19 protein-coding genes and 1 pseudogene are annotated in these 21759 nt (G+C 28.9%); 4 read left to right on the top strand and 16 right to left on the bottom strand.

The window, feature by feature from the left end; translation table 11 throughout:
* Positions 1–22 precede the first annotated feature (22 nt).
* A complete protein-coding gene (uvrA, locus tag HBE96_RS09730) occupies positions 23–3685 on the top strand; it encodes an excinuclease ABC subunit UvrA (protein ID WP_169297578.1) in 3663 nt (1220 codons plus the stop codon).
* A 190-nt stretch (positions 3686–3875) separates the two neighbouring features.
* Here the strand turns inward: uvrA and HBE96_RS09735 are convergent, their stop codons facing one another.
* The 7 genes and pseudogenes from HBE96_RS09735 to htpG form a co-directional block, all read right to left on the bottom strand.
* Complete coding sequence (locus HBE96_RS09735) at positions 3876–4307, bottom strand: BMC domain-containing protein (protein ID WP_169297579.1); 432 nt, start codon at positions 4305–4307, stop codon at positions 3876–3878.
* A gap of 96 nt (positions 4308–4403) precedes the next feature.
* Entirely contained in the window at positions 4404–4889 is a 486-nt protein-coding gene (locus HBE96_RS09740; RefSeq protein ID WP_169297580.1) for a EutP/PduV family microcompartment system protein, read from the bottom strand.
* A gap of 4 nt (positions 4890–4893) precedes the next feature.
* Positions 4894–5277, bottom strand: a complete 384-nt coding sequence (locus HBE96_RS09745; protein ID WP_169297581.1) for a BMC domain-containing protein — start codon at positions 5275–5277, stop codon at positions 4894–4896.
* A 364-nt stretch (positions 5278–5641) separates the two neighbouring features.
* Entirely contained in the window at positions 5642–7525 is a 1884-nt protein-coding gene (locus tag HBE96_RS09750; RefSeq protein WP_169297582.1) for a MutS family DNA mismatch repair protein, read from the bottom strand.
* A 37-nt stretch (positions 7526–7562) separates the two neighbouring features.
* Positions 7563–7634 (bottom strand): annotated as a pseudogene (locus HBE96_RS26245) (DUF1349 domain-containing protein); the annotation flags it as partial.
* A gap of 100 nt (positions 7635–7734) precedes the next feature.
* Positions 7735–8556, bottom strand: coding sequence for a GNAT family N-acetyltransferase (locus tag HBE96_RS09760; protein WP_169297583.1), 822 nt, complete (start codon positions 8554–8556; stop codon positions 7735–7737).
* Positions 8557–8856: 300 nt separating this feature from the next.
* A complete protein-coding gene (htpG, locus tag HBE96_RS09765; RefSeq protein WP_169297584.1) occupies positions 8857–10746 on the bottom strand; it encodes a molecular chaperone HtpG in 1890 nt (629 codons plus the stop codon).
* Between the two features lie 625 nt (positions 10747–11371).
* On the opposite strand from htpG, the gene HBE96_RS09770 reads away from it, so the two are divergent.
* Positions 11372–11887: an RNA polymerase sigma factor gene (locus tag HBE96_RS09770; RefSeq protein ID WP_169297585.1), complete on the top strand. Its 516-nt coding sequence runs from the start codon at positions 11372–11374 to the stop codon at positions 11885–11887.
* On the top strand, positions 11887–13167 hold the full coding sequence (locus tag HBE96_RS09775) for a DUF4179 domain-containing protein (protein ID WP_169297586.1): 1281 nt from the start codon (positions 11887–11889) through the stop codon (positions 13165–13167). Before HBE96_RS09770 ends, HBE96_RS09775 begins: the two co-directional genes overlap by 1 nt.
* 142 nt (positions 13168–13309) lie before the next feature.
* On the opposite strand, the gene HBE96_RS09780 is transcribed toward HBE96_RS09775, so the two are convergent.
* From HBE96_RS09780 to HBE96_RS09790, 3 genes are read right to left on the bottom strand one after another with little or no spacing between them, the layout of a single operon-like run.
* Entirely contained in the window at positions 13310–14842 is a 1533-nt protein-coding gene (locus tag HBE96_RS09780) for a DHA2 family efflux MFS transporter permease subunit (protein WP_169297587.1), read from the bottom strand.
* Between the two features lie 28 nt (positions 14843–14870).
* On the bottom strand, positions 14871–15527 hold the full coding sequence (locus HBE96_RS09785) for an HlyD family secretion protein (RefSeq protein WP_169297588.1): 657 nt from the start codon (positions 15525–15527) through the stop codon (positions 14871–14873).
* Positions 15528–15542: 15 nt separating this feature from the next.
* Positions 15543–16508: an HlyD family secretion protein gene (locus HBE96_RS09790; RefSeq protein WP_169297589.1), complete on the bottom strand. Its 966-nt coding sequence runs from the start codon at positions 16506–16508 to the stop codon at positions 15543–15545.
* 195 nt (positions 16509–16703) lie between these two features.
* On the opposite strand from HBE96_RS09790, the gene HBE96_RS09795 reads away from it, so the two are divergent.
* Positions 16704–17306 (top strand): TetR/AcrR family transcriptional regulator, encoded by a 603-nt coding sequence (locus tag HBE96_RS09795; RefSeq protein ID WP_169297590.1) that lies wholly within the window; start codon positions 16704–16706, stop codon positions 17304–17306.
* Positions 17307–17363: 57 nt separating this feature from the next.
* Here HBE96_RS09795 and HBE96_RS09800 read toward each other — a convergent pair whose 3' ends face one another.
* The 6 genes from HBE96_RS09800 to HBE96_RS26250 all read right to left on the bottom strand — a co-directional run bounded on the left by HBE96_RS09800 (position 17364) and on the right by HBE96_RS26250 (position 21717).
* Complete coding sequence (locus tag HBE96_RS09800; RefSeq protein ID WP_169297591.1) at positions 17364–18821, bottom strand: HAMP domain-containing sensor histidine kinase; 1458 nt, start codon at positions 18819–18821, stop codon at positions 17364–17366.
* A complete protein-coding gene (locus tag HBE96_RS09805; protein WP_169297592.1) occupies positions 18805–19491 on the bottom strand; it encodes a response regulator transcription factor in 687 nt (228 codons plus the stop codon). Before HBE96_RS09805 ends, HBE96_RS09800 begins: the two co-directional genes overlap by 17 nt.
* A 252-nt stretch (positions 19492–19743) precedes the next feature.
* Positions 19744–20358 (bottom strand): CPBP family intramembrane glutamic endopeptidase, encoded by a 615-nt coding sequence (locus HBE96_RS09810; protein ID WP_169297593.1) that lies wholly within the window; start codon positions 20356–20358, stop codon positions 19744–19746.
* A gap of 202 nt (positions 20359–20560) precedes the next feature.
* Positions 20561–21139 carry a type 1 glutamine amidotransferase family protein gene (locus HBE96_RS09815; protein WP_169297594.1) on the bottom strand — a complete coding sequence of 193 codons (579 nt, stop codon included), beginning with the start codon at positions 21137–21139 and terminating at the stop codon, positions 20561–20563.
* A 46-nt stretch (positions 21140–21185) separates the two neighbouring features.
* Entirely contained in the window at positions 21186–21572 is a 387-nt protein-coding gene (locus tag HBE96_RS09820; protein WP_243186883.1) for a WYL domain-containing protein, read from the bottom strand.
* Positions 21565–21717 carry a helix-turn-helix transcriptional regulator gene (locus tag HBE96_RS26250; RefSeq protein ID WP_342590170.1) on the bottom strand — a complete coding sequence of 51 codons (153 nt, stop codon included), beginning with the start codon at positions 21715–21717 and terminating at the stop codon, positions 21565–21567. Before HBE96_RS26250 ends, HBE96_RS09820 begins: the two co-directional genes overlap by 8 nt.
* Positions 21718–21759 lie beyond the last annotated feature (42 nt).

The raw sequence follows: 21759 nt of genomic DNA on the forward strand, positions 1-21759 counted from the left end.
ATAAAAAAAGAGGTGTATTTATATGAATAATAAAAATTACTATAATTTATTTCCTATTGGCAAGATAACAAAGCAAATTGATAAAAATGTAATATCAATTTATAAAAATTATTCAGATGGACTTAAATTTTTATCCTTATTCAGTCATGCAATAATTTTTTATTCTAAAATCAGAAAACCTAATGTACCCTTTTCCAATAAAATTATAAAAATAACTAATGTAGATGAAAAGTCTGGTTTAATCCTTTTTTACGATAATCCTTGTTTTTCTGAAGGTGATTTTATTTATGATATTAAGCCTTACTTTCCCTGTGAAGACAGGGTAAAAGACTGCTCTATACCAAAAGATTTTACCAAGCTTGAAAATGAAAAACTCCAAAGTAACCTAACAAGCGAAGAACCTTCAATTCTATCTAACAAAATTCAATCTATAGGAAGTATTAAGAAGCTACAAGGTGAGTTTATTATACAATTATTTGATGACAACTCACTTTTTGAAAAATTTGAAGGCTATTCTCATATAAAAATTTTTTGGTGGTTTAATAATTTTGATAAGGATAAGTACCGTAGAATAACACAGTGTCAGCCTCCTTATGAAAACGCTCCTAAAACTGGCGTATTTGCTTCCCGCTCTCCAGTTAGACCTAATCCCATTGCACTTACTACTGCAAAAATTATTGATTTTAATAAAAGCCTAAGACAAATTAAAGTAAGTACTCTGGATTGTTTTGACAATACACCTGTAATTGATATTTCACCTTACATACCATCAAATGATCGTATTTTAGATTGTAGGGTTCCAGACTGGCTTTCTCATTGGCCAAAATGGTTAGATGATTCAACTTTAGATTTTTCTCAAAGTAAAGTTGAATTGAAAATACCCCCTATTTTTAATTACATATATAAATATTCAAAATCAAATAATAAAACTACAGATTTTTTTAAAGAAGATAAAAATAATAAAATTAAGCAAAGTAATAAAATTATTATAAAAGGTGCAAGACAAAATAATTTAAAAAATATAGATGTGACCATTCCATATAATAAAATAACTGTAATTACTGGAGTAAGTGGCAGTGGTAAATCCAGCCTCGCCTTTGATACTATTTTTGCTGAAAGCCAAAGAAGATTTATGGATAGCCTTTCTACCTCCAAACGATCACTTTATGAACAAATGGAAAAACCTGATTTTGATAAAATCTCTGGTCTGCCACCTGCAATTTCAATATCACAAAAAAACATTGCACGAAACCCACGTTCTACAGTAGGAACCATTACAGACATACATGACTGCTTACGTACACTATTTTCAATTATTGGTGTACGACACTGTCCAAATTGTGGAAATGCAATAATCCCTTTAAATACAGATGAAATTATCCAAACACTCCTTAAGCTTGTTCCAGGCACCTTAATAAAAATAGAACCCTTTAAAGCTAATACTCCTTGTTATGAATACTTATTACCTGAAAACAATAATTCAAATGATCTTTTATCAAACTACATAAAAGAAAGCTTAAAAGTAGGTAAAGGTGCAATTTATGTAACAATTAATAACAAAGATAAAATTTTATTTCAAACAACGCAAATGTGCTATCATTGTGATCATATACTATTTGAATTAACTCCATCTACCTTCAGCTTTAATAATGTCGAAAGCATGTGTCCTGTTTGCAATGGACTAGGTATCAAAATGGAGGTATCCCCCAATTTAATTATATGTAATCCCAATTTATCAATACTTGATGGTGCTTCAAATTGGTGGGGAACTTTAAGAAAGTTTAGAGACAATCCAAACGCAAACTGGATGAAAGGAGAAATACTAGCACTAGCAGAAGATATGAATGTTGATTTAGAAAATCCCTGGATTGAGCTTCCAAAAGATTTTAAATACCAAACCCTTTGGGGATCTAATGGAAGAAAAGTCACTTTTACCTACGAAAATAAAAATGGAAGAACCGGACATATTACAAGACCAGTAGAAGGTGCTTGTAATTGTATTAAACGTATTGTTTCTTCTAATAACGGTGAAGCTTCAAAAAAAATTGCAAAGGAATTTATGGAACAGTCCACTTGTGATTACTGTCATGGTGAACGTCTTGCAAAAGAAGGGAGAATGGTAGATATTGCAGGCACTCGTTTTCCTGAAGCTGCATCAATGACAATAACTGCATTAAAAGAATGGTTAGAAATTCTTCCATGCAAATTATCAGATTTCCAATTATCTACATCATCTTCTATAATAAAAGAGCTCCATAGAAAACTATGTAATTATATTAAGATTGGTGTTTCCTATCTTAACTTAAATCGTTCTGTTACAACACTATCTGGTGGAGAATTACAAAGATTAAAGCTTATAAAGCAGTTAGAAAGTGGCATTAGCAACATACTTTATGTATTAGATGAACCTTCTACCGGACTTCACATAAAAGATCAAAAAAAACTCATAGAAATTATAAAAGAGCTTAGAGATTATGGTAACACAATAATTATTGTTGAACATAATGCCAATCTTATATCTATGGCAGATTATATTATAGATGTTGGCCCCCACGCTGGTACCTTTGGTGGTCAAATAGTAGCGCAAGATACTCCATTAAAAATTATGGAAAATGTTAATTCAGAAACAGGTAAATATCTTTCAGGCAAAAAACGTGTATATATAGAAAAATCACACATATCAGATGAATGTAATTATGTTAAATTAACTGGTGCTAACTGCAATAATCTTAAAAATATCCATATTGCTTTTCCTACTGGCTCAATTACCTGCATAACAGGGGTCAGCGGTTCAGGAAAAAGCAGCCTTATTTCAAAGTGTTTATATCCTGCCATAGAAAACCGAATTCATGGAAAAAAAGATGTAAGCAGATATTGCCGCAGCCTAAGTGGTGATGAGTATTTTGATAAAATTATATATGCAAGTCAAAATGCTATTGGCCGTACTCCACGTTCAACTCCTGCCACTTATACTGGAATAATGGATGAAATAAGAAACATATTTGCATCTATAAAAATATCAAAAGAAAAAGGCTATAAATCAAATAATTTCAGTTTTAATAGTAAAGAAGGTCAATGTGATACCTGCCATGGTGAAGGTAACATATGTACCCCTGTATCATTTATGGCAGATATATGGTCCAAATGTCCTGTTTGTGAAGGTAAAAGATATAAAAAAAATATTCTGGAAGTGAAATATAAAGATAAAAATATTTACGATGTTCTTGAAATGAATGTAAATGAAGCTTTGAACTTTTTTATAGATCAGCCTAAGTTAGTACACATTTTAAACATTATGTCTGAAGTTGGGCTTGGATATTTAAAATTAGGACAAAATGCAGCTACCTTGTCTGGAGGAGAAGCTCAAAGAATAAAACTAGCTAAAGAACTCAGTACAAATTCAACTGGAAAGACACTTTATATACTTGATGAACCTACCACTGGACTGCACTTTTCTGATACTCAAAATCTTTTGATATTACTTGAAAAGATGAGGAATTCAGGAAATACAATATTAATCATTGAACACAACTTAGATATAATTAAAAATTCTGATTGGATAATAGATCTAGGACCAGAAGGTGGACTTAACGGCGGTTATGTTATTGCTCAAGGTACCACCCAGCAAGTATCAAAAGTAAAAGAAAGTTATACAGGTAATTTGCTTAGTCATTGTAATCTATAATAATAATTTTCCCTCAATAAATCTTCAAAACCCTGTTTAGTGCAATACCAAACAAGGCTTTATACTGTGAAGCAAAAATATACTGCTGCTCCACTTAGGAATATAAAAGAAAATACCTAGTCAAAGATGTTAGTATATTGACTAGGTATTTTTTCTAATGTGCCTTAGCTACATTCTGATTATTTTCTTTTTATCGTTCTGTAACTGAACAAGTCTTATATTTCAGATCTTCACGAAAATATTTTACAATTTCATCAACAGATGTCCTGACTTCCGTTCGTGAACCAGTCAAAATTAACGTACCACTAAAACGATCCAAAAATCCAATAAAAACATCTGCACTTTTTACAGCAATATCAGCAGCAATTACTGTAGACTCCGGTGGAGTAATATTTATAATGCCAATAGATGAACCTGTAAAATCCTTTCCAGCATTAGTACCAATATCCAAACCTAAATTTTTATAAACAGATTTATCCGAAACACCGATAATATGCGCTAAAGTAATCTCTTTACCAGCTACAGCTATCTGAACAATACGTGTTTTTCCATTCTTTGCATATTTGTATGCCTTTGAAAAAACCTTCTGCATTGCTGCCTGTCCTGTTAATTTCTCTGTCATTTTATTACACCCTCATTTTACAGAATTATAATCATCTAAAAATTCTCATTTTTATTTATATAAATTTTCATAGCAAAAACTATATAATTATAACTATCATCTAAAGCTTATTTTTTGAGCCTCCATGATTTCCTCTAAGGATAGTATTTTCTTTGGCTCATTTAAATATTGTTTAAGTTCTTCTATTCCCTTACCAGATATACTGCTAACTGGGAAAATCCTTTCGCATCCAGCTTCTTCTAACCATTGACGTACCATAGGTACATTGCCATCTTCACAATCAATTTTCGTAATAATACCAATTAGTGGACGATTACAAGCAGCTGGAATACCAGGAGGAAATAAATTAAAAGGTTCATTAGCACCACATAGTAATCCAATGACATCTGCCTCATATGAAAAGCAGGAAAGTGCTTGTAGTGTCAAATTCTTGCTTTCCACATACTCACCTGGTGTATCAATAGTAATATCCCAATGATTTACATACTGAGTCTTATGATATTTAACTGGCTCACCTTTTAAAGCTTGTGTAAGTGATGTTTTACCAGCTTCACTTCTTCCACATAAAAACAATTTTTTCATAATATCACCTTTTAGTAATTGGGCATACAACGTAACCTAAAGCATTATGAAAATAATCAACAATCTCAGTAATAGCTGCATTTACCTCTGAAAGTTCACCAGTAATAATAAGTGTACCACTAAATCTATCAGCAAAGCCTAAATAAATATTTCCACTCTTCACCGCAATATCAGATGCAATAACAGCTGACTCTGGAGGCGTCATATTCATAATGCCAATAGCAGATGAACTATAATCAACATCTGGGTTCAATCCTAATTTTTGATAAACAATTGGCAGCGGTCCACCAATAATATGTGCTAACGTAATTTCCTTACCTGCAACCGTTTCCTGAACAATACGTACTTGTTCATCATTTTCTGGAAAAACAGAGTTTTCCTCTTTCATTTGTACCACCTCTATCTATGTCTTCTTCATATTAATAATAAAAAATCTCAATAATTTAATTATAATCCTTACCCTCTAGGTTAATGTCAACAACCTAATGTGAATTTTTCTATTTAATACATATTAATCCAATACCTTCTAGAATCAACTTTACTTATTGGCTTGTACACCTCTTTACATCAAAAAATCAGCTTTAATATTTTAAGGAACTTAAATATTATCTTTTTTAACTATTTAGGCATTTGCTATTTAAAATACAAAAACATTCCCCTGAAAGGGAATGTTTTTAAACACTCTACATATTTTTAAAATTGAACTAAACGCAGTAACAACAACCTGCCTATATGGAAATTCAATAAAAACTCTATTCAACCTCATTGTTTTCTTTTATTTCAATTCCAGCTAATTTCATTAAATATAAAGCATTTCTTGTAGGAGAAATTCCAGCTTTCAATTTGTAATCAAAATAAATTTTATTATCTCTATAGTACTCAGAGAAATGATAGTTTCTAATTTTTGAATTTTTATCCTTTGCCATTTCACCTAATTCCAGGTCATGAGTGGATATAAATCCCAAATTTCCAGTTCTGCTTAATTGCTTTACTAAGATCATAGCTCCAGTATGTCTATCCCTTGAGTTAGTTCCTTTAAAAATTTCATCTAATAAAAATAGTACTTTTTTACCTTCCTTTGAGGCCTTAACAATATTTTTAATTTTTAATATTTCTGCGTAAAAGGAAGATATACTTTGCCCTAAATTATCACTTGTTCTCATACAACTATAAAGGTCCATAATAGTACAGCAAAATTGATCTGCACATACAGGAGCTCCAGCATATGCCAATATAACATTAATTCCTACAGTTCTCATAAATGTACTTTTTCCTGACATGTTAGATCCCGTTATAAGCATAACTTGATATGATTCTTCTACACTTAAATCATTACATACCCTTTTTTCTCCTAAAAGTGGATGTCCCATATTTTTTGCTGTAATCATTGATGCTCCAGTTATAATTTCAGGCATACTCCAATGAGGATTGTCATATTTAATATTTGCAATACTGCACAATGCCTCTAGCTCTCCTATTATGCTAAGCCACTTCTCAAAGTCATTACCCGCTTTTGTCTTCCATCTTTCAATAGAAATGGTCCAGTGATATTCCAACATGAGAATTGAATTTAAAATTGGATATAAAGTATTACGTCTACTTACTATAGATTCACAAATCTTAGAAAAAGTATCTATTTGTTTATATGCACTTTTGGCATCATTATCACAAAGCATTTTACACAAGTCTATAATGTACTTTGACTTAAATTTATGCTTTTCTATATGCTTAAGCATATTTCTATATGTTTTTATATTATAATTATATTTTTCTGCGATAATTAAATTCTTCATCCTATCTTCTCTTTTTATTCTTAAAATAACACATTGAATAAAAATCAAAAAAATAGGAACATAGTATGGAATTATATAAAATATTTTTGGTGCACTTCTGCTAGTGTCAAGTAAAACAGCTATGACATAATCAATTATTCTAACTATCAACGTTAAGCTAGTTATCCCAGTCACCATTGAAAGAACTCTTAAAATCCAAACTTTTTTCTTTTCTAATATATAGTCATTCCTTTCTTTTATCCATGAAAAAAGTTCCTTGGTATCCTGTTTATCATTACAAATTATTTTCCCTTCTGCCTCAAGTCTCTGTCTAAAATGTATTTTAGGTCCAAGTTCTATAACTGCGCACTGTCTATTATTTATACTCTGTTTATCTTCAGGTTTTTCCGTTAATATTTCCTTCAACCTTTGTCTTCCAATATAAGTGCGGCATATATTTATCCATTGAAACAGAGAACCTTTTCCAAAAATATCAAGATCGTAGGAATAATTATGATTCTTATCTATAAATTCTTCTCCACTATCCTGAAAGTTTTTCCATTCTCCTTTTAATCTTTTTATTGAAGTTTCATTCACTTCCTCTAGTGCAGCTATATATTTCTTTTTATTTTCTATGTTTTTATGCAAATAAGCTAAATAGCAAAACAAAATAATCATAACTAAAACTACAGAATCAAATAAAAAATATAATTTTACCATGTACATTCTTATTAAAATTACAAGCCCTAGTACAAAAACAGCAAGCCTTAAATTGCTTAAATTATCCATGTATTTTTGGTGTTTTTTTAGCAATATGTTATATTTAGCTTTTCTCTTTTCATATTCTTTTAATGGTGATCTCAACTTATAGTCCTCCTACCTTGTATTATCATAAAATTGTTTATTTATGTTCTTCCCACAAACACTCTGTTATCTTCATTTCGGTAAATATAGCCTTAAAAGAATTTTTGCTTTTTTAGAATTAAATTCAAACATACTAGTCCTCCATAAAAAATCAATTTAATTTTCAATATATTAATTTACTAATTTCCTCCATAATTATTTTCCCAAGCTTACTTAAACCTAATAAGCAAATAATCATCATAGTGCTGAAATCCCAATGCAGTATATGCCTTCACAGCAGGTATATTGTTCTTTCTAGCAGAAAGAGTAGGTATTTTTCCTTTATCAATAATTCTCTTACATATTTCAGAAACCACAGCCTTACAATAACCTTTACCTCTCTCAGATTCCAGTGTATAAACACCTCCAATTTGACAAACTTTAGAAGTATATGTCTGCACACATGCTTGAGCTACCATTTTATCATCATTTTGTACAATAATAAATTCCTCTTCTTCTTCTCTTTGTATTAAAGATTTCTTAATGTCTTTCCAGTTTATATCTTGTTGAAAACCATTTATATAAGCGTGTAAAATAAAATCAACTACTTTATCACTTTTTACTTTATCTGCATTTATAAATTTTATTCTATCTAACACAAATGGTTTAAATTTCCTGTTCATAAAATATGAACTTTCATCATATGATTGAACTTCTTTATATTCCTTAATGTTTTCATATAAAGGTTTTACGATTTTAAACATTCCTAGTAAAAATTCAAATTTTCGCTCTTTCATAAGCTTTGCAAATAAAGGTACAGCTTTCTCTGACTCATAGTGAGGTATACAACTTCCTAAATTATAAAAAGGAAGTATTCCTTTAAGTAATTCTCCATCAAAATATCCATAGTAATCTGCACATCTTCTTATATCTTGCCTATTGTCAACACCAAATTGTATAATATTTGCATATAAGAATGATGTTTCAATTTCATTTCTTTCAAGATATTCTAATATAATTTTTTTATCATTCTGTGTAAGTAGTCTAATCATTAATACCCCCCCCAATTAAATTGTAGCCATATAACATATTAACTGTAATTTGTTTAATTATATACCATATTATTGAAATTTTTCAAGCATTAATATTTATTTAATCAGACAAGTAAAAAACAACTTATACTTGATTTTCAAATTTTTTCACCACCTACTACCAAAAGTTACATTAAGCAACAAAGAACGTATATAGATTTATACAAATCCATATACGTTCTTAAAATTTAAATATAATTTTCTCACCTTGGAATCTATAAGTACTTTATCTATTCTCTAAACCTAGTATATACATATGTCTTACTTAATTAACTGACATATATCATTTGCAAATTGAACTGGATCTTCTATTGAAAGACCTTCAATCAATAATGCTTGATTATATAGAAGATTTGAGTACATTTTTACTTTATCCTTATCTTCCTCAAATGCCTTTTTAATAGCAGCAAACATTTCATGATTTGTATTTATTTCTAGAATCTTATCAGCTTTAAGATTTGGATTATTGGGCATCATATTAAGTACTTTTTCCATTTCAATAGAAAGTTCACCTTCATTAGCAAGACAAACTGGATGAGTCTTTAATCTCTTTGATGCTTTAACTTCTTTAACTTTACCACTTAAAGCTTCTTTCATGAAATCAAATAAGTCTTTATTTTCCTGTGTTTCCTTTTCATTTTCTTTTTCATCAGATTCAATACCTAAATCTCCACTAGAAACAGATTTAAATTGTTTTTCCTTATAATTCATAAGTACTTTAATTGCAAATTCATCAATATCATCAGTGAAGTATAATATTTCAAAACCTTTATCTTTAATTAACTCAGTTTGTGGTAATTTTTCAATCTTTTCTACACTTTCACCAGTTGCATAATATATGAATTTTTGATCTTCCTTCATACGTGAAACGTACTCATCAAGACTTACAAGCTTCTTCTCTATTGAAGAATAGAACATTAATAAATCCTGAAGCACTTCTTTGTTAGTTCCAAAATCAGCGTAAACACCATATTTAAGCTGCTTTCCAAAGTTTTTGAAAAATTCATCATACTTTTCACGATCATTTTTAAGCATTAATGAAAGTTCGTTTTTTATTTTATCCTTTACTTTCTTTGCAATGAATTTAAGTTGTCTATCCTGCTGTAAAAGTTCTCTTGAAATATTTAGAGAAATATCAGCAGAATCAACTAAACCTTGTACAAAACTAAAGTAATCTGGTAATAAATCCGAACACTTATCCATTATTAAAACGCCATTAGAATAAAGTTCTAAACCTTTTTCAAATTCTTTTGTATAGAAATCATAAGGTGCTTTAGCTGGAATAAATAATAAAGCATTGTAGCTTGCTAATCCTTCAACACTAGTATGGATTGATTTTAGAGGTTTTTCATAACCAAAATGCTTATCCATATAGAATTGATCATAATCCTCTTGTTTCAATTCATTTTTATTTTTTCTCCAAATTGGCACCATGCTATTTAGAGTTTCATCTTCATAATAGTCTTCATATTCTTTTTTGTCGTCCTCTTTTTCGCTGCCTTCTTTTACCCTATTCTTCTTTACCATCATTTTAATTGGATACTTAATAAAATCAGAATACTTCTTAATTAAAGCTTTTAATCTATATTCATCTAAAAATTCATCATAGTTTTCATCCTCAGTACTTGTTTTTATCTTTAATATGATTTCAGTTCCCACTGTTTCTTTATCCGTAGGTTCAATATCATAGCCTTCTACACCCTTTGATTCCCACTTATATGCTTCATTTGAATCTACAGAACGGCTTATTACAGTAACTTCGTCTGATACCATAAAAGCTGAATAAAAACCAACTCCAAATTGACCTATAATGTCTACGCCTTCTTTTGCTTCATTTTCATTTTTAAATGCTAATGAACCACTTTTAGCAATAGTACCAAGGTTATTTTCAAGTTCATCCTTTGTCATACCAATACCTGTGTCAGTAATAGTAAGAGTTCTATTTTCCTTATCTGCAGTAATTCTAATATAAAAATCATCTTTGTTGAAACTTATATTACTGTCAACAAGTGAACGATAATAACTCTTGTCAATTGCATCACTTGCATTTGATATAAGTTCTCTTAAAAATATTTCTTTGTTTGTATAAATTGAATTAATCATTAATTCAAGTAGTCTTTGAGACTCTGCTTTAAATTGTTTTGTAGCCATTTATATCATTTCCCTTCATTGAAATTTTTAACATATTAAAACCACACCTATAGAGTAGGTGCGGTTATTTTTAAATTAATCAAGCCACTTTTCTACTCTTAATCCACTATGGTTTTTCAAAATAACAAGCCAAATTGATTAAGAATGCCTACTGTAAATTCCCGATTTTTTTAAATTTCTATTTATTATTGTTCGTTTCTAAAACATCTGTTAAAATTATTTTTGTTAGCACTCCTTGTTGTTGAGTGCTAACTATATTTTAGCAATTATATTTTTTTTGTCAATACATTATTTAAATTTAATTACAAATATATTAATTTTCATGAGGTATTTGAATATTACGGTTAAAATTGACTTTTAATGCGGAAATTCTATAACTTTTTTAATAAAAATGGCACTATATTATGAAAATTTATAATTTTAATTTTTCAGCATACCATTTATTGTAATTAAAAAAGTTTTTTTCCTCTAAATTCATATAATAAATTATCTACATATTCATTCATATTTATCTTCTTTTGATATCTACTTTACGACACTACTAAATTCATAGAAAGTAAAAAATTTTTTTAAAATGAACTTTTCCCATACCTTAATACTCTTATATATAGAATCGAGGTGCTAAATGAATATAGAGATATTAGTTAAAAAGGCAAAGCAAGGTGATAAAGAAGCTTTAGTGCAACTTTTAATGACACAAAAAAAGGATTTTTATAAATTAGCTTATTTATACATGAAAAACGAACATGATGCCTTAGATGCTATGCAGGACACTATTGTAATCTTATATGAAAATATACACAAATTAAAAAATGCTGATGCTTTTTACAGCTGGAGTAAAACAATTCTGGTAAACTGCTGCAAAAAACTTTTAAAAGAAAATAAAAAAATAGTTTCTCTAGATCATATTAAAGAAGATTTTTCTGAAGAATGCTTTGATAAGAAAGATGAACAGATTGTACTTAAAAAGCATCTGGCAAATTTAAAGGAAAAATATCAAGAGGTACTAAAGCTTCATTACTTTTTAGATTTGGACAACGAAACTATAGCAAAAATAATCAATATACCTGTTGGAACGGTGAAATCCCGTATATTTAATGGTTTAAAAAAACTTAAGGAAAGCCTTGGAGGTGATGAATAGTGAATGATATAGAAAAGCTGTTAAAAGAAAATAAATTAAGTTTTGATAGACTAGAAGCTCCAGAAGCTTTAGAAGATAAATTAAGAACTGCACTTAAAGATAAAAATATAAAAGCCCCTCGCAATAAAATTTTAAAAGTGAAAATTGCTGCTATATTCATTTGTTTAATATTAGCAGGGTATAATTTTAATACTTTAGCTTACTATTCTGAAAAAATTACAGGTTATGATAAAGTCATGGATACAAATTTAAAAAAACTTAATGAATTAGGAAAAGGACAGACTGTAAATAAAAGCTTTATCTTTAAAAACGGATTAATTTTCACCTTAGATGGCATAATGGTGGATGATAATAAACTCTTAGCTTTTTACACAATAAAAAATTCTAAAGGAAACATTAAAAATTCAGACGTAGCACTAAAACTAAGTGGAAAATTTGGAAGCCATCTATTTACTAATTCTTATGGAACTATCAATGATACCGAAACAGAAATAAAGTCTACTGCAAATTTTATTCCTCCTTCAATGTTTGACAAAAATCTAACATTAAATATAATTTCTAAAGGAACTACGGAACTGGGAAAAATTTCATTTACATTAGATAAAAATAAGGCTATGGGGCACAGTATAAAAAAATTTTTAAATAAAAATATAAAAACAACGGACACTAATCTCCGATTACAATATATTTCCGCTTCCCCTACTACTACAGTAGTTAAAGGAAGATTAGACAATATACTAGAAATGGCTATAAAGAGAATTGATGGTATCACCTTTTTACCTAGCAATTTAGATATAAAACTCATTGCTGATGGAAAAATTATTGAAAATCAGGAATCAGAACTAAATTCAAACATTGATGGGGTTACTTTTAAATATAATTTTAAGACTTTACCTGATAATTTTAAAAAACTTCAAATTCAATTTTCAAGCCTAACCTCTGAGCACATTATAAATAAAAGCTTTAAACTAAAAAAAGAATTTCAAAATGAAAGTATTAATGTGGAAAATAGAAACATCAAAATAGAAAAAATTTATAAAGCTGCTGGAAACACTTATATTACAATTTCTACAGATCCAGATGTGGTTTTAACAAAAGTAAATTTGATGATAGATGGTAAAACTATTCTCCTTAATAAAACTATTAAAGAAAACAATACTAAAAATCCTTATACTAGAACCTTAGAATTTACTGAAACAGGTAGTAACTTAGAACTAAATATCCAACGTATGATTTACAGAACAAATTATAATAAAACTGTAGATATAATTTCAAATTAAACAATAAGGATCACTAATTTTAAAGCACTTTGGATTAACATTCCAAAGTGCTTTTCCCATACTTTTGTCCATATATCCATTTTTGCCTTAAACCATTCTAAAATAAGCTGAGCAGTAAATAAAACATTTTTTGAAAATTGTTTTACATTTTGTTAATTTGTTTTTTTCTTATACCTATAAACATTAAAGGTATTGTTGCTGCTACAACAATTAATGTTAGCATAAACACATCATCTATTGCCTTCATATAAGATTCTGCATATACATATTTATAAGCTAAGTATAATACTCCTGTTTTAGCATTTGCCACTGCTGTGCCCTTTTGCAGTATATAGCTTTGAACTGTATTAGTAAAGTTTGAAGTTACAGGGTTAAAAGGTGTTAATTGTTCAGCTAATCTATAGTAGTGTAAACTCTTTCTATTTTGTAAAAATACTGTAAGTATAGTTGTGCTTAATGAACCTGCCACCTGTTTTACTGTATTTTGGAGAGCTGAAGCTCTACTTATAAGCTCTGGCGGTACCTGTGCCATACTCATAGTAGTTGCAGGCATCATACATAATCCTACACTAGCTCCTCTTATAAACAATAAAAATTTAAGTGTTGAATTACTCATATCTGTACTTAAAAAATATAATTCATAAGTTGATATAATCATTAAAACTATACCTACAATAATAAAGGGTTTACCTCCTATTTTATCTGACATTTTTCCAGCTATAGGCATAGTAATTCCTGAACCTATTGCATAGTACAACATAATAATACCTGATTGCATAGCATTGAGTCCGGATAGATTTTGCAAAAATAATGGTATAAATACAAGCACCCCATACATAGCAAACACTATTATATTAATTAAAATTGTATTAACTGAATAGGGAAGTATTTTTAACACCCTTAACTCTAATAGCGGATTTTCTATAGTAAACTCATTAAATATAAATATTGCAAGATTAAAACATCCAAATACGATTAATAATGGATATTTTATATCTCCCCAATCTATTTTAGACCATTCACTTACTACATATAAAATACTTATAAGTCCTAATGTAGAAGTTAAAACTCCAATAAAATCTAACTTTTTGTCAACTTTTTTTACATCTTCCTTTAATATTGCTATAGCAAGAATTGTTCCTATAATACCAATAGGTACATTAATGTTAAAAATTAAATTCCAGCTTAAATATTGAACTATATATCCTCCTAAGGTTGGTCCAATAGCAGGAGCTACCATTATTGATATACCATATATACCAGCTGCTAATCCAATTTTTTCTTTTGGAATTACTTTGTAGAGCGTAGACATGCCAACTGGCATAATCATACCTCCACCTATAGCTTGTAAAATTCTTGCCAGTATTAATACATCTATACTCCAGGATACTCCGCACAAAAATGAACCTATAGTAAATACTACTATTGCAAATATATATACTTTCTTATAGCCTAAAACCTCTTCTAAATATCCTGTTAAAGGTATAACAGCTCCTGCAGCAAGCATATAGCCAGTTAAAACCCATTGACCAGTATCTAAAGAAGTTGAAAAAACAGACATTATTTTAGGCAATGCTATATTTACAATACTAGTATCAAGAAATGCCATAAAAGTTCCTATAATGATTACCATTAAACAAAGCCATTTATAAGAAGCTGCTTCTTTCTCTTCCATTTGTAAACACCTGACTTTCCAAAAATTATTATTTCATATGAATTCTTACCACTGCATTAATTCCAGGTAATAGTTTAACTTTTCCATAACTATTTAATTTGATTTTTACAGGAACCTTTTGAACAACCTTAGTAAAATTAGCACTTGTAGAGGTTGGCAATAATGAAAATTCAGAAGCTGAAGCTTCACCAATAGACTGTACTACTCCAGTAAATTTTTTACCTTTATATTTATCTATTGAAATATCTACCTTTTCACCTTCTCTTAATTTAGTCAACTTTGTTTCTTCTATATTTGCTGTAATATAAACTTTATCTGGATCTACTACATACGCAAGCACTTGACCAGCAGTTATTATTTCACCTACATTTACTGCTTTTTTTATAATTGTACCTTTTATAGGTGCACGCAAAACAGAAGTATCTAAATTAGAATCAGGTTGTCCAGCTAATTCCTGCTGACCAACTATCTGTTCTTTATCCACCATAGTTCCTTCTTCTCCATTAAACTCTAAAAGTTTGCCAGATATTTGAGAACTTATCTTATATAAATCGCCATCTACCTTTGCATCTTCTGTGGAAACAAAATATGTACCATTATACCAGTAATATATACCAATAATTGTCATGCACATAACCATTATAAGCAGCATAGCAATCATTACAATCTTTCTTTTTGATTTCACAATATTCACCTTCTTTTACTTATTAAAACCTATTTGCGCAATCATGCCTTGTTTTAAAACATGACATTCGTCTTTTAAAGTAACTCTCACTACATTTTTATTGTTAGAATTCATTATTGGATTTATAACGGATATTTCACCCTTAAATCTCTTTTCAGGCATATTTGATACTTTTACAATTACTTCTTGTCCAATCTTAAGTTCTGAAAGTATATCTTCTGGAACATATCCATCTATGTATAATCCATCATTGTTTACCACAGTAACTAAATTAGCACCAGTAGCAGCAATTTCCCCTTCATGTATATTACAAACACTTACTACTCCTGATATGGGTGATTTAATTACTCCATTACCTAATTGAGTTTTATAAGAATCCACAAAAGTTTCTGCTTCTTTTACAGCTGCCTGAGCTACATTTATCTCCTGCTGAGTTGAACCATTTTTTAACTTACTTAAGTTTTCATTATCAGAAGTCAATGTATTCTTGGCTGCGTTTAAAGTTGCTTCTACCTGTTCAATATTTTGCTTTGTATCATATCCTTTATCATAAAGCTGCTTTACACGATTATAACTGCTTTCAGCATTTTGGAGAATCTTGTCATCACTGGCCATCTTGGCTTCTGTTATAGCAATATCCTCAGGCCTAGCTGCACTTTCAACCTTGCTTAAATTAGCCCTTGCTGTATTTACTTTTGCTTCTGCCTGTTTTACCTGCTGGTCTAAATCTGTAGTATCTAAATAAATAATTGGATCTCCCGCATTAACCTTACTTCCTACGTCTACAGCAACCTTTGAAACTTTAGTAGGTGCAATTTTAGAAGCTAAATTTGTTGAATCATTAGCCTGAATTTTTCCTGAAAATATAAATACCTCTCTTGAAGCTGCTTGAGCTTTATAATTTTCACCTACTTCTGTTTTTGCACTACTGCAGCCGCCCAATAATAAAGAAAATACTAAAATAAAGATTACTTTTTTCATTTTATACCTCCTAACACTTCTTTCTAAATGAGAATATTTAAATTAGATTTTTAACATAAACCTGAAACATATTTCATATTCAAATTATATGAAATATGTTTCAGGTTTGTCAAGAAAAACATGAAACTTTTTTCACATTCATATTATCCTTGACTGAATATTTTTTTTATACTAAAATCATCTTAGGTGATGAAATTGATAAGAGAAATACGAATACCTCGTCAAAAGAGGTCTATTGAAAAGAGAAATAAAATTATTGATGCTGCTTATGAGATATTTAATGAAAAAGGATATAATAATACAACTACTGTGGATATAGCAAAAAGAGCAGGCATCGCCACAGGTTCTGTGTATGCCTACTTTAAAGATAAGAAAGATATATTTATTCAAGCTTTACTTAAATATGGTAATATTATGCAAGAACTTGTAATTAACAAATTCAATCAGATACCTATGGAAGAAGATTTATTAAATGTGATTAAAGAAGTTATCAACATATTAATTGAATCTCACAATATATCTAAAAATCTTCATAACGAAATTATGTCTTTAAGTTTTCTCGATGAAGATATAAAAAATCATTTTAAAACTCAACATGATGAAATAACAAATAGAATATTTAAGCAATTAGAAAGAAGAAATATTATTATTAATAACTCAAAGGAAAAAATGTTCCTTGCATTGAACAGCGCTGATGCTCTTTGCCATGAATTAATTTTTTCTTCCGATACAAATTTTGATAGAGAAATTGCTATTGATCAATGTGCATATATGATAAAATGTTTGCTGACTTATTAGCAGCAAACATTTTCTATTAATTTTCAATATTATAGTCATTTGAATGATGTAATTCAATTACTTGAAAATGGAACAATTTTCATATAAAGCAATTTGAAATATTGTTTTATATTCTACATTTTCAGTAATACCTATTTTGCCTCCATGCAATTCTATAATCTTCTTTACAATTGAAAGTCCTAACCCTGTCCCTCCATCATTTTTTCTGCTTTCATCTTCTCTTACAAAAGGATCGAATATAATATCTTTATTTTTTATTCCAATTCCATCATCACAAACTGTTATAAATACTACCTTTTCATTTTTTTCTATACATTTCCCATCTATTTCATCCTTACTTAACTCTATTTTTATCCTAGTACCTGGCTTATTATATTTTAGAACATTATCCACTAAATTACCTAAAGCTCTAAATAAATTTATCTCATCTATTTGCACATATATTTTTTCCTCTGGAATAAAAAATTCTAGTTCCATTCCTTTATTTTTTATGTCATCATAATATTTTACAATTAGCCGTCTTAAAACCTCACAAATATCTTTTTTTTGCATATTTAACTTAAAATCCGGTGTATCCATCTTTACATATTGAAAAAGTTCATCTATCATTTCTACTACTTCATCAGACTTTCTATTAATCACTTTATAATATCTATCTTTATCCTCATTGTCTATCCTTCCTTCAACTAATGCCTGTGAAAACCCTTTAATTGAAGTAATAGGACTCTTTATATCATGAGTTAAATCTGCCAACAATCTTTTTTTACTATCTTCTAACATTCTTTTTTCATCTTCTGTTTTGCTAAGTTTGTCTAAAATTTCATTAAAAGTATCTTTAATTACATCAAACTCTTTAGGACCATTAAATTTAAGTCTATCTTTATAATTTCCGTTTCCAATAGAAACAAGACCTTCTTCTATCTTCTTTAATGGTTTCCCTAACCTTATAGATATTAAGTAACTAAACAAACCTATACTAAAAATTACTATTGATATAAACAAAATAAGGCTTATTATCAATTTACTTTTTATTCCTTTGAACAAATACATATACTTACTAGAAAACTGAAAATTTAATTTTATATTATTAGATGGCAAGGTTATTATAGATATATACTTTTTCCCGTTATTTGATATAAAACCATTTAATATATGTAACTCTTTGCTACTTTCAATAGAAGAAAGATAACTAAGCTTTAAAAGTTCCTCTTGAGTGTATGTTTCTTTCTTTTTACCTATATTACCTTTTCTAAATATAACTTTATTATTTTCATCTATTACTTCAAAACCTCCACCCATTTTTTCAAGTTCTCTAGCATCAAAAGTTTCATAACTTTTTCCTATTTTGTCATATACACCTATATTAGGTAATGTACTTTCTGTTAGCTTTCCAAAAAAGAAACTTACAAGCACCAGTAATAATATCAAACTAACAACCAGTACACATACAAGCTCAATATATGTTTTAATAAATAAATAAAATACTGTTTCAGTTTTATTAGACTTGTTTTTCAAATTTATACCCCAATCCTCTAATAGTTTTTAAATACACAGGCTGCTTTGGATTTTCTTCAATTTTTTCTCTGAGCTTACTAATATAAACCATAATAATATTATCATCAGTTATGAAATCTTCTCTCCATACCTCCTCAAATATTTGTACCTTAGTTAATATGATTCCTTTATTCACCATTAAATACTTTAACATTTTAAACTCTATGGATGTCAATATGAAATCTACATTTCTCACTTTTAATATAGCTTCTTTTGTATCTAATTCAACATCACCAATTCTTATTATATTATCCTTTACTTCACAATTTGTATGACTTCTTCTAAGTTGTGCTCTTACCCTTGCAGCAACCTCTAATGGATTAAATGGCTTTTTGATATAATCATCAGCTCCTAAATCTAAACCTAAAATAACGTCATTATCATCACTTTTAGCTGTTATAAATATAATTGGTATATCCGTAAATTTCTTAGCCTTTTTCATTACCTGATATCCTGTAATCTTTGGCATCATAACATCTAATAGACAAATATCAATATTACCTTTTTTTAAAATATCTAAAGCTTCTTGACCATCTTCAGCTCTTAATATATCAATATTATCCTTTGCTAAATAAAGTTCAAGCAAATCAATTATATCGTTATCATCATCACATATAAGTACTCTTTTCATATTTATTTCCACCTTTAGTATTTTTCTTTATTTTATCACACATTAAATTAAAATACTGTTCATATTAGTAAATCTAAAAAATACTAAACATTTCAACTATAAGGCATCTTCAAAAAAAATAACAAGTCCATATGCTATTCTATTTTTCGTAATACTGAGTCCACAGAACCCTTAGGTAGCTTAAACTTCTGGGGAACCTTTCTCCTTGTCTTACAAAAAATATCCGTGACTTATTGGACTTGTTATTTTCTTTTAGATGCCTAAATTAAACATTGCTATAATAGAAGCTACTATGTTAAAGCATCCATGAAGTAACCAGCTAGAAATAATAGACCCTTCTGATTGTTTTTCATTTATCCATCCCATTAAAAGACCTAAGAAACCAGTAAAAAAAACTATGACTATTGTATAAAACAATGCTACTTTTGACATAAATAAAACTCCATGCATTGCCCCAAATAATAAGCCTTGTATTATATTTCCTACTTCAAATCCAAACTTATGTATCAATCTTTTTGTCAAAAATCCTCTAAAAAATAATTCTTCTGAAAAGGCTGTTTGTAAAAAAGCATAAATAAAAGCTGGAATTAATGCTGCTACACCTTGTCCTGAAAATTGATTTGTAGCCATAATAGATTTATCTACAAAAATTGGAATAACAAAAATTGATAAAATTATCAAAAATATAATTATCAGTATAAAAGTCATTAAATATTTAGCTTTGTTCTTAATAATAGGTTTTTTTATGCCTAGCCATCTTAAAAATCCATATTTTTTACGATCACGAACCGCCCACCAGATAAAAGGAATAATTGAAAACATTAGTATTTGTATAACGGAACTAAGTAATAAATTAATAATTTGCATAGTATAACCTCCTTACAAATACATACTAAAAAAGAAACATGAATATAAAATATATCTAACCTTAATGTATCCTTAAATTCAATTATTCTAATGATATCAAAATCACCTGCAATAATGTTTTCACTCATTGTTATTAATAAGAATGCCAAAAACGTATTTCAAGGTATTGTGAAAAACTTTTTTAAAAATATAATTATATTGCTTACCTCTTGTAGAATCCTAACTTGTTAAATTTATACCATTCATCAATTTTTTCTACAGACTTAAGCTTTAAATACAGCATAATTTCTCTAGCAAATTCTAAAGAAGCTGTACCATTTGCAGTTATGATATCCGAATCACAAACTGCTTGTTTTTGAAGAAAATTGCTGTCGCCCTTGTAGTGCGGCGCTTGTGATTTCATATACTCTAGCGTATTGCCAGAATGTCTGATAGTATCCAAATATCCGTTCTCTGCCATAAAATTTGCTGCATTACGAATTGCTGCTACTGAAATATGATGCTTTACAGCATGCTCTACCACAGGCAGAATGGCATTATTTTTCTGTTTCATCCAAGCATAACCTCCAATTAAAAGCAACATACTGAAATTTTTTGGGTAATCACTTATATCATAATCTGGAATAATTCGAAAACCCCCCATAGAAATTTTAGGTTCTTTATCCAAGCTTAAAGTTTTTACAATATAATCCGTTTCTAATTCATTAAGTTCTGAACAAATATAGGCACTTTCCCAATCTGCATATCCATTAAAAATAAATACAAGTACTTCTTTTTTCATTGTAACACTTCCTTTCTTAAGTATTGTACAATGAAAAAGATGACACCTATATGTCATCTTTATAAAGTTCATTTATTCTTTTTATTCTGACTTTTACTGCTTCTTTTAATTCAAAATGAGCTATAACTTTAACTTTATCCTGCAGGCTGAAAACTAAATTAGAAGTCCATTCCAAATCAGAAACAGAAAATATAATCTGCCCCTTATCTTTTATACTGCTCATTCTATGGAAAAATTTCGCATCTATCTTATCTATTAGGAAAAATTCATTAGTAATATCATATTCTAGTATAACTTCAAACAATGGTTTCTGATTTTCTGAGGAAAACAGTCCAACACCAAAATCCTTTTTGAAATCTATTTTTTCAACTGTCTTATAATTAAAACTTGCATCCATAATTTTGTAAGCAGCAATCCTACTTACCTTAAACAATCGAAACTCCTGACTGATTCAGGGTATCCAAATCTCGAAAAACTGTGCGTTTGGAAACTTCAAACCTTTCCGCTAATTCTTGTATTGTAATTCTATCTGTATTTGCAAGGACACTTAAAATTCCCAGTAATCTATCAATCTTCACAATAATACACTTTCTCCATTTCTAAGTAATAAAATACAATAA

Origin of the sequence: Clostridium muellerianum, from assembly GCF_012926525.1 — a bacterium.
Taxonomy (GTDB): Bacteria; Bacillota; Clostridia; order Clostridiales; family Clostridiaceae; genus Clostridium_AM; species Clostridium_AM muellerianum.

Bases quoted from the DNA above. Each gene is read 5' to 3' on its own strand.
- HBE96_RS09815 (WP_169297594.1), bottom strand. From the start codon at position 21,139: ATGAAAAAAGAAGTACTTGTATTTATTTTTAATGGATATGCAGATTGG.
- HBE96_RS09790 (WP_169297589.1), bottom strand. From the start codon at position 16,508: ATGAAAAAAGTAATCTTTATTTTAGTATTTTCTTTATTATTGGGCGGC.
- HBE96_RS09745 (WP_169297581.1), bottom strand. From the start codon at position 5,277: ATGAAAGAGGAAAACTCTGTTTTTCCAGAAAATGATGAACAAGTACGT.
- HBE96_RS09810 (WP_169297593.1), bottom strand. From the start codon at position 20,358: ATGCAAATTATTAATTTATTACTTAGTTCCGTTATACAAATACTAATG.
- HBE96_RS09770 (WP_169297585.1), top strand. From the start codon at position 11,372: ATGAATATAGAGATATTAGTTAAAAAGGCAAAGCAAGGTGATAAAGAA.
- uvrA (WP_169297578.1), top strand. From the start codon at position 23: ATGAATAATAAAAATTACTATAATTTATTTCCTATTGGCAAGATAACA.
- HBE96_RS09805 (WP_169297592.1), bottom strand. From the start codon at position 19,491: ATGAAAAGAGTACTTATATGTGATGATGATAACGATATAATTGATTTG.
- HBE96_RS09760 (WP_169297583.1), bottom strand. From the start codon at position 8,556: ATGATTAGACTACTTACACAGAATGATAAAAAAATTATATTAGAATAT.
- HBE96_RS09780 (WP_169297587.1), bottom strand. From the start codon at position 14,842: ATGGAAGAGAAAGAAGCAGCTTCTTATAAATGGCTTTGTTTAATGGTA.
- HBE96_RS09735 (WP_169297579.1), bottom strand. From the start codon at position 4,307: ATGACAGAGAAATTAACAGGACAGGCAGCAATGCAGAAGGTTTTTTCA.
- HBE96_RS09740 (WP_169297580.1), bottom strand. From the start codon at position 4,889: ATGAAAAAATTGTTTTTATGTGGAAGAAGTGAAGCTGGTAAAACATCA.
- htpG (WP_169297584.1), bottom strand. From the start codon at position 10,746: ATGGCTACAAAACAATTTAAAGCAGAGTCTCAAAGACTACTTGAATTA.